5 protein-coding genes are annotated in these 9,777 nt (G+C 49.0%); all 5 read right to left on the bottom strand.

Annotated features, from left to right (window positions below; all coding sequences use genetic code 11):
- Positions 1-23: 23 nt before the first annotated feature.
- Complete coding sequence (locus tag ACT3TC_RS03155) at positions 24-971, bottom strand: hypothetical protein (protein WP_444639083.1); 948 nt, start codon at positions 969-971, stop codon at positions 24-26.
- A 116-nt stretch (positions 972-1,087) separates the two neighbouring features.
- Positions 1,088-2,341: an HlyD family efflux transporter periplasmic adaptor subunit gene (locus tag ACT3TC_RS03160; RefSeq protein WP_444639084.1), complete on the bottom strand. Its 1,254-nt coding sequence runs from the start codon at positions 2,339-2,341 to the stop codon at positions 1,088-1,090.
- Complete coding sequence (locus tag ACT3TC_RS03165; protein ID WP_444639085.1) at positions 2,338-4,548, bottom strand: type I secretion system permease/ATPase; 2,211 nt, start codon at positions 4,546-4,548, stop codon at positions 2,338-2,340. Before ACT3TC_RS03165 ends, ACT3TC_RS03160 begins: the two co-directional genes overlap by 4 nt.
- A gap of 68 nt (positions 4,549-4,616) precedes the next feature.
- Positions 4,617-6,008 (bottom strand): TolC family protein, encoded by a 1,392-nt coding sequence (locus ACT3TC_RS03170; RefSeq protein WP_444639086.1) that lies wholly within the window; start codon positions 6,006-6,008, stop codon positions 4,617-4,619.
- A 194-nt stretch (positions 6,009-6,202) separates the two neighbouring features.
- Positions 6,203-9,777: beta strand repeat-containing protein (locus ACT3TC_RS03175; RefSeq protein ID WP_444639087.1), on the bottom strand; the 3,575-nt coding region annotated here is incomplete at its 5' end.

The raw sequence follows: 9,777 nt of genomic DNA on the forward strand, positions 1-9,777 counted from the left end.
GCACCTACTTCTCTTACGGCTTATTAATCATCTATAAGTTGGTAGACTACGTTAAACATAGGCTCATTATTTGCGACATCATGGCGGTCAGTATTTGGCCATGATTTTGGCCCCAAGCCCTTATCGTTGCTGATCAGGCGGTCAAGCATATCAAAGGATTCCAATACATTGATGATAGCAGCGGCACCGTGTGTACTGGCCTTTTTGTGGATAATTTGGCCCCCATCGACATAGCGTCGTGCGCGTAACCCATCAGGGTAATTTTGCTCTCCCACCGTTGATGGCGAAACACTCTTCAAGAACGCCATCCAGAAGGAGACTGCATTATAGGATTGCGAAAACAGCGCTTCCTTCTCTTCCGGCGTATTGGGGATTACCCCTCTCGGATATGCGCGTTCGCCCAGCAAACTCTCCGCCCAACGAGCAATTCCTTCCAGATACCAGCTGTTTTTGTAAACAGTGTATCCGTATTGATAAAGATGAAAGAGCTCATGAGCAGGAGTCAAATCCCCCGTTTCAAGGTTAGGAGAAAGCCGAATCAGCAGCACACAAGGCTCTCCTAACCCCGGAGTAGTATCACGGTGTGGTGGGTCAAATGCTAGACCTTTGATATCCGTGTTTCTCATGCCTACATGAATTCGACCAACGCCCGCCCGCTCATAGCGATGCTGATCAAACGGATGCTTGAAGCCTAAAGAGCGCAGCACATCACGCATCGTGATCAGCTGCAGCATGACGTCCTCTACGATATCAGGAACCTGGTTATGATTGCTATCTGTTTGGTTGGAGATAGAATGATCACCAACCACATCATAAAAAATAACAAATTCGTCGGTAGAATACTGCTGTTGATAGCTACCTGAGGAAGTAGTATTAGAGCACTTTTCATGCTCTCGCGTCTTGGCTTCTCCCTGGTTGACCCAACAAAAAAGCAACAAAAAGAGTCCCGCATACGCCTTGAGTTTAGACATATAAAACCTCTAAGTATTTAGCTGCTAACAGCGAGAGCTATAACATTCAGGAGCCTTTACCTCTCACAGAGTTCGAATAGCCGCATACACGGCTATTCGTCCTCTATCGGTTATTATTACCTTTCCCTCATCGCTTCTCGTGCGTTACTTATTGGCTTAATAAGGTAGTCAAAAACAGTTTTCGATCCCGTTTGTATATCTACGGTTGCAATCATCCCTGGAACAATAGAGAACTTTGTACCAACATCATTTTCAAGTGAATCAGTTTGGGTTCTTACAAATACCCGATAATAGAAGATATTAGGGTCAGCTTCGTCCTGCATCGTATCAGGAGAAATAATCACTACTTCACCATCCAGCCCGCCGTATGAACTATAGTCATAGGCCGTTATCTTAACGCTGGCTTCCTGGCCTGGATGAATAAAAGCAATGTCTCGTGGCGAGATACGCGCTTCAATTAGCAGTTGGTCATCCAAAGGCACAATAGTCATTAATCGGCCATTGGGCGGGATAACCCCTCCCGTCGTAGTCACTTCTATATCTTTCACAATACCTCGTACCGGCGAACGCATTGTTAAACGGGAAACGGTATCTGCGCGCCCTCTTACCACAGAAGAATAAGCCTCTACGTCAGCACGTGCTTCAGCCAATTCCTCCCTGGCTAGTACAAAGTATTCCGACCTTACATCAGCAGCCTGCAGCTTTAGCTCTGACTCTTGACGTCGGAGCCGCAGCACTTCTACATTACTTGCTGCTCCTACCTGCATTAACGAACGTGTCAACTCAAGTTCTTCTCGTACAATTTCCAAAGCGTCTTCAATACCTGCCAGGGAGCTTTCTAGCGCCCTTCTGCGCGTTTCATAAAGCAGAGTTTCACTGGCGATCAGTACTGTAAATGGCTCAAGTTCTTCTGGGAAACTTAAAGGCTCTTCATTTACCTCAGCGACGAGCCTGCTTACTCTTGCCAATGCAGCACGATATCGAGATGCTGTTTCGCCTACACTGGACTCCGACTGTGTAGGATCAAGTTGCCCCAGAATTTCCCCAACGTCGACCGTATCTCCCTCTCGTACTCGAAGATCTGCAAGAATCCCCCCCTCAAGAGACTGAATAACCTGCTCTCTGGATGAGGGAACCACCTTGCCAGTGCCTGACGACACTTCAACAAGTTCAGCAAAATAAGACCATACGCCAAACGTTATAAAAACGGCCAGTACCCACCAAATAATTCTGGTGGAACGTACGATAGTCGCATCATCTGTCTCATGGTTATAGCGCCGCTCATCTTCTTTAACATCAAGGAGCGGTATTTTTTTTGACATAGACGCGTTATTACCTGATTTTCCCTCTGTATTCGTTAGCCCTGTCATAGCGTTTTATCCCCGCTTCCACCCTGGTTATTTCTACTGCCACTGAGGCTCTGCCTGTTTGTAGCAGACCGACGTGTGAGCTGGGCTAATACCTTGTCCTTTTGGCCATCAATAACAATACGTCCATTATCAATCACGAGGATACGCTCTACCATGCTCAGCAAGGCCATGCGATGTGTCGCTATAACCACTGTTTTATCATCGGATAACGCGCTTAATGATTGAATAATGCGCTTTTCAGAACTTTCATCTAACGAAGCGGTGGGCTCATCCAGGAGCAAGATATTGGGTTTGCGAAGGAAAACGCGCGCGAGTAATAGTGCCTGCCTCTGCCCGCCGGACAGTCCTCCTCCACCCTCCAGAATCACATGATCCAGACCATCAGGCAATTTACGAACAAACTCCAGCGCGCCAGTCGTTTGTAGCGCTTCCAGTAGTTCCGGATCAGACGACTGAGGTCTAGCCATGAGAAGGTTTTCACGAATAGTACCGTGAAACAGTCGGGCATTCTGACTGAGAAGCGCTATATCACGCCTAACATCGGCAGGGTCAATGTGAGAAAGCCTGATTCCATCCAGCGTTACTTCCCCCTCACTCGGCTCTAGCATTCCCGAACAGGCTTGTAGCAATGTTGACTTGCCAGCACCATTTTTACCAAGAATGGCGATTTTCTCACCGGCCGCTATTGTTAACTGTTTAGCATAAAGAGAGGGCAACTTTGCTTCTGCATTATATTTAAATAAGGCTTCATTAAATTCAAAGTCACCATTGATAATGGGCCGGTGTACACTTTTTTCACTCTCTGAGTAATCGGTTGGACGCTCCATTATTTTATGAAGCCCCTCAGCAGCCACTTTTGCCTGCTGCCACTTACTCAACACCTGTGTTAGACCAGACATGGGCGAAAGCATTCTGGACGCCAGAATAGAAGCAGCTACCAAGGAGCCGGTTGTTAAATCGCCTGACATCACCATAGGCGCGCCAAATAGAACCACCGCCGCGAAGACCCCCGTAATAACGGTATGTCCCCAAACACTCAGTGTATTAGTGATATAGCGAATTCTAAGATTTACATCAGCCACTTCCGAGTTATAGTGGTTCCACTGCCCCTGGAACCTGGGCTCTGCTTGAAGTGCTTTGATGTCATCGATGCCTTGAATTGACTCCACCAACATGGCATTTCGCAACGATGATTCTCGCATTGACTCGTTCGCTAGCCTCTTAAGCTTACGCTGCACCAGGAGTGCGGGCAGTAGCATCAATACAAGGGCAACCAGAGGTACAAGAACAAGGGATCCTGCGATATACCAAAATACAAAACAAAAGAGAATGAAAAAAGGCATGTCTGAGAATGCAGTAACGGTTGTTGACGTTAGCAGCTCTCGAACACGCTCTAGCTCACGTATTTGTGAAATAAACGTGCCTGTTGACGTTGGGCGTTGTGAGTTCTTGATCCTTAATGCATGCCCAAACACTCTATCCGACATACGTAAATCGGCACGCTTCCCAAGCAGGTCGGTTACCTTTACGCGCGTTCTTCTTAATATAAAATCAAATAATAACGCAATCATAACGCCACTAAACAGTACATAGAGCGTTGAATAAGACTCTGCAGGTATAACCCTATCATACACTTGGCGCGTAAAAATTATGCCTGCTAGCGCTAAAACATTAGCGATTAGCGCAGCTACCATAATGTGCCCATAGGGCTTTAAATCACGTAATACAATCTGCCTTAACCAGTTTTTCTTATAGGGCTTTATGTATTCATCTACTCTTGAGTCTGGAACCGATTTTGACGGGCGAAGGATAAAAAGATTTACTGCATACTTTTCTAACATGTCTAAAGCAATAACGCTTTTAATACCCTCATCGCCGCAATAAACTACCCCTACCTCATCTTCACTACTCACTGTCTCTACAACAGCCAATTGCCCATTTTCAAACTGTACAATGATTGGCAGCCGCCAGGGCGTAATCTCTTTTAAACTAAAGCGCTGAATATTCAATGACATGCCCAGCTGGCGAGCAATGCTTCCAAGTGCTTCTGGTAATGCACACTCCTGGCTCCAGGCAGCGTTTACACGAGCATTTTCTATTGAATATTCAAGCCTGTAACTCCTGGCTATCATGACCATGGCTTCAATCCAGTGATCGTAGTCTATACTTTTATTATTATTTTGATCGCCACCATTCTCACTTGACATTCGCAAACACCTTAACATTTGAAGTTGGTAACATCATTATAAAACCCGTAAACATTGACAACTTAAAATCATGGCGACAGGCTAACCCCTTGTACAACATCATCGCTTATTTCAAATAAGCTACGGAATCCTGAAGAAGCGTAAAGACAGTCCATTTGCACGGCGTACATATCATAACGTGCATTTTCCTGGTCAAAGCGTGATTGGTGTATTTCCCCCTCTGCATTTAAAAGGTCTAGTAGCGAGCGTGTCCCTAGCGATAGATATTGCTGTCGATATAACTCTTGCGTCCTTGTTATACTACTTGCTCGTGCATCCAGCACATCTATCCGGCTTTGTGCACTTCTGGTCAGCTCTTGAGCATCCTGAATACTTTGTTGTAATCTGATCAGCACATTATCTTTTGATGCCTCAATGGCTTGCAGCGCATAATCAGCCGACCGTCTTTGTGCACGTGTTGCCCCACCTCGATAAAGACTGCTTGTAAGGTTTACTCTTAATGACGCCCCATCATCATCGCCGCTTTGGTTTGGGTTGATAAATTGATTGTATCCAGCTTCTAATGACACGGTTGGATATAAATCTGCTTTACGCCTTTCTATTAACGCCTTTGCTTCGTTCTGTTGAGCATCAGCCACCATTACTTCAGGTACATTGTAAAACTGGTTTGACGCGTTAGTGCATGCGTGAAGTACTTCATTGGGAAGCGCTTGTACAACGCTTACCGGTGTTGATACACCTGCTAATCTTTGCAAATTGCTTCGCGAGACCGAAAGCTGTGACGCTAACTGCAGGCGTGTCGCGATCGCGGCTTCCAATCGCGACTGGGCCTGTATTTGATCAGACTGCGTGCTAGCCCCCATCTCAGCCCGCTGCGCAGCCAATGCCTGTATATCGGTTATACCAGCAACTTGGGCATCTGCAATTTCCAGCAATGTTTCATAACGCTGGATTTCAATGACTGTTTGCGATGTTTCACGGGCCAACTCATCTATCGCCAGTAAGACTCTTGCCTGATCGCGTTCCATACCAAACAGCTCGGCTTTTACATCATTTGATACTTTCCCAAAGTCATATAAAAGCTGAGATGCAGTGATATTAAGCGCTTCTTCCCTCTGATTACTTGATGTTCTGTACTCCGACGAGATACCCGCGTTTACTTGAGGAAAGTAGCCTGACCGCGCAACGGCCACTTGCTCATTTTGCTCATATAAACGGCCTAGCGACTCTGTCACTGACGGGTACCACTCAACCGCACGTTGTACGGCTTCTTGTAACGTTAACCTTTGTATACCTGCAGACTCCTCGGGTACCGACGATATAGTCGCTGGCATCAGTGATGAGGATTCAACTTCTTGAGCCCAGGCTTGCGGTACACCACTTCCTATAAGCAAACCAAACGTTAGCACTGCCGCATACGCTGTATTTTTTTCTACCGGGTCAGCACCTGGCAACTTCATATCACACTCCACTTCAAGTTACTGCTACAGCACAGGCTGGCCTTAAAACTCTTTGCCCCTGCTATATATCGCACAGATCATGCGACACATATAGCAAGAAGCTTATTTGGCTTCATTAAATACTGACGGCTCATAAAAACGCACCGGGCCATAAGGCCCGGTGCTTTGGCTACTATGCCTATAAACAAGCGCTGTTAATACACAACGGTCGTACTCTGATCCCACTCATCAAGCGGATCGTTTGTTGGTGCTATAAGCTCAGCCTCTGCTGGCGTATAGACACTTTCAGTGCGTTCATCCGCCTCACTCTCCATGTCATTATTGTCAGATTCAGTCTCAGGAAACACTATTTCCTCCTGCTCAGACATATCAATAACGTCTTCCAAGGCAAGATCTACTGCTTCCGTCTCCTCAACAGAGTCATGCTGGGCAAAGTCAGCATTAGAATCTTGCTCATCGCTGCTGCCATCGTCCAGAGCAATAACATCATCCGCCATGAAAGTAGTGAGGATGCTTGCCTCTGTATCACTATCAATGCCTGCACCGGATGGGCTTACAAATACCGTTAGATCGGCCTGCTCTACACGGTCACCATAGTCAACCTCGTAGGTGAAGGTTTCCTCCAGCACGGTTGTAAAGTAATCCAGACCCGCATCAGGTGTATAAGTGTAATCACCATTTGCTGCCACAGTCAGCGTGCCATACTGGCCAACTAGCGTCACGTCACTGCCCACGCTGGTGCTCTGCCCCCCGACTGATAGCTCGAAATCCTCGCTGCGCAGTATATCGTTTTCAAATAGGTTGCCTTCTGCAACGCTGATACCCGCTTGCTCGAACTCATCCAGTTGCGTCACTGTAGAACTGAGGTCAACGCTGATGCTTCCTGCCACACTAACAAGCCCGCTTCCAGGTTCCATGCTCACCCGGTACTGACCAGGAGTTAGATCGCCTACCACGAACTCACTACTGCCACCTACCCCCAGCAATCCTACCAACTGGTTACTGTCGTAGGTTTCTTGAACCTGCCAAGCACCATCAATAAGTTTCTCAATAGAAATTGATGTGTTGCCTCCTACCCCTAGCAGGTCGCCGCCTGTCACAGCAATAGTTAGATCCTGAGTCGTATTCTCAGCAACCGTTATAGTGCTACCAATAGGTTCCTGACGCGTCCATACCGTGGCTCCCAATGCACCGAGTAGCCAGCTAAAACCAAGATCGTTGTCAAAATCGACCCCAGCTTCGGTAGCGTAATCATACTCCACACCAGCAAGGGCAACATCACTTGCCACACCTTCACCATCGATACCAACAGTCAGAGTAGCTTGTGCCGTAATACGAGAGCCATCAGCGGCAAAGGCGCCATTCGTAACGTTATAGGTAAAGACCTCCTCTTGACCCAACCCATCTCGCGCTCCGGTAGCCGCGTAGGTATAGCTGCCGTTCTCAAAGAGCGTCAGTACACCGTAGAGCCCAGCAATCTGCACCCCTTCGCTGCCAGTGCCAAGCACTGTAACGCTTTCACCGTCGCTGTTAGTAACCGCGGTTACTACCCCCCCATTAGCGATACCGTCAGCGACATTGCCTTCGCCTTCACCGGTAAGCACATTGCCACTAGCGGCAAGATCGCCCTCGAAGTTGTACTCCGTTAGCGTTGTCGTAATATTGGTAGTTTGCAGCAGCGTCAGCGTATTGCTTGCAAGAGAAGAGGCAACAGCGTCAAGGACGTCCTCCACCAAGCTGCTAAGGCCCAATGTAGTCAGCGTGCTACTGATGACATCAACCAGGCTGCTCGCCCCCAGACCATTGAGGGTATCAAGCGTCAGCTCAAGTACTCCGCGTACTGAGCCGGACAGAGGATTATCACCCAAGGCGTTATCCACAGCATCAAGGACCAGACCTTGGTTCTCCGGCCCAAGGATTACCCCCTTATCACCGAGTTCTGCAAGCGATAAGCCGGAGATGACTTCAGCAACGGCACTTTGGTCATTACGTACTACGACGGTGTAGTCACCTGGTGCCAAACCAGGCGCAGTAGTCACGAGTGTGCCATCCCCCGTCACACCTAGCACTCCGAGCCCTAACACATCACCCACTATCGGGTTATCGGGCGTGGCAGCGGTAAACACCACATTTCCTTCGGCGTCGACCACCTCAACCACATAAGCATCCGCGACAGCCAAGAGCGCTGTCTGACTAACCTCAATGCGCACCTCTCCAACTTGGTCCTGAGTCACCATCAGAGGCACACCGGTAATATCTCCCGCATCGCCTTCGAGCAAGCCCACCCCAACATTGCTGTTACTGACGGGAGTATTAACGCTTGCAGACTGTGCTCCCAAGTCGAGCTCAATGCTGTCGTCCTGCGGTGTCAGCAGTGGAAGCTCGCTGCCTTCGATATTGATGGTGAGATCAGCTTCAGCGCTGTTGATACCATCCGAAATGGTGTAAGTGAACACCTCTTCCTGATCAATAGATGCATTATCGCCATTGGCCGTATAGGTGTAGCTACCGTCCGCCGCGATCTCTAGCACGCCATATAGCCCCTCAAGAGAAACAACCCCCGTGTCGGGCACTTCGACACTCTGCCCCAAGCTGTTTGTCACAAGAGTAATAGCACTGCCAGGTATAACGGCATCCTCACCCGCCCCTTGTTCGTCACCAGTAATAACATTGCCGGTCGCTACAAGATCACCATCAAAGCTGTATTCCGTCAGCGTGGTAGTGATATCGGTGAATTGGAATGCTGTCAGTGTATTGCTCAGCAAAGCCTCTGCCAGAGCGTCAATAACGTCATCCAGGAATTGTGTTAGGCCGAGTCCATCTAATGGTTCGGTAAGGATACCTACCAGCTCACCAGCGCCAATGGTCGTAGACGTGTTGAGTATTGGCTCCAAAATCCCCCTAACTGTAGTACCAAGAAGAGCGGACTGGCCGTTCAGAGCATTCTCAACGTCATCCAACACGATGGCTTGATTCTCTGGCCCCAGTACGACACCTGCCTCACCCAACTCCTCCAGAGTAAGGCCATCCAACAATCCCTCAAGTGTACTCTGGTCATTGCGTACTACGACGGTGTAGCTACCTGCTGCTAGACCACTAATGTTCGCTACCAGCTCATCGTCACCAGTCAACCCTAAAATTTCGAGGCCGCCAATATCACCAACCAATGAGTTTTCAGTAGCCCCCACGTAAACGAGATTGTCCTCTTCATCATAAACCTCGACCCGGAACGCGTCGGCCACCGCAAGCAACGCGACCTGCTGCACCTGAATAGACACGTTACCAAGCTGATCGTCGGAAACGGTAAAGGTTGTACCGCTAACGGTGCCTCCGTCGCCTTCAACAATGTCAAGCACTTGAACGCCTTCCTCAGTAGTAGAGGGGTTAACCACTACCGTAGGCTCGCCCAGATCCACAGAAGCGATATCGTCTACAGCCTCCAGATCAACAACCTCAACGGCTCCCAGCAAGCCATTGTCACTGGTGTTGCCGGCTGCGTCGGTTTGTCGGGCGACCACGTCACCGTCGGCGTACGCGCCTTCGGGGAGTTCGAAGCTCTCGCCCTCACCCACTGTCCAGGTGTCGCCGCCGTCGGTGGAGTATTCCCAGCTGCCGTCGGCGATCAGGTCGCCTACGTTGATGGTGCCATCGCTGGTGATACCGTCCACATCACCGGTGTCATTCGCTAGGGTGACCGTCGGGGCGTCCGGGGCGGTGATATCCGGGGCCGTGATCGCCGCTTCCGGGGAGTCATTACCCGCGGCGTCGG

This window comes from Halomonas sp. AOP27-A1-41, from assembly GCF_052378605.1.
Taxonomy (GTDB): Bacteria; Pseudomonadota; Gammaproteobacteria; order Pseudomonadales; family Halomonadaceae; genus Vreelandella; species Vreelandella citrativorans.